The 325-nt window shown below is 60.3% G+C and carries 1 protein-coding gene; it reads right to left on the bottom strand.

Features of this window, described 5'->3' with window-relative positions; genetic code table 11:
• Positions 1 to 245 (bottom strand): carboxylesterase family protein (locus P0G09_RS16685; RefSeq protein ID WP_342760549.1); only part of this gene is annotated, 245 nt, incomplete at its 3' end.
• Between the last annotated feature and the right edge of the window lie 80 nt (positions 246 to 325).

Here is a 325-nt window from a genome sequence, read left to right as displayed (position 1 = left end):
TTCAGCAAACCTTCCAGCACACCACTCATTATCATCGCCCTGTGGTACAGGCCATCTGCTGCCGGGGTCTGTAGCAGCGTTGTCACTTTGGCACCGCCGCCGGACTGGCCGACTACCGTCACGCAGCCGGGATCGCCGCCAAACGCTGCAATATTGTCCCGCACCCACCGCAGTGCCAGGATGATATCATCCCCACCCGCATTGCCGGAGTTTGCGTACTCCTCCCCAAAATCGGAGAGATCCAATTAGCCCAGGATGTTCAGCCGGTGGTTCAGTGACACCACCACGCAGTCCCCTTCCCGCGCCATGTTTCCGCCCTCGTAGG

Source organism: Faecalibacterium sp. DFI.5.82 (assembly GCF_029076575.1).
GTDB lineage: Bacteria > Bacillota > Clostridia > Oscillospirales > Ruminococcaceae > Faecalibacterium > Faecalibacterium duncaniae.
This window is presented reverse-complemented; position numbering and strand designations above follow the sequence as displayed.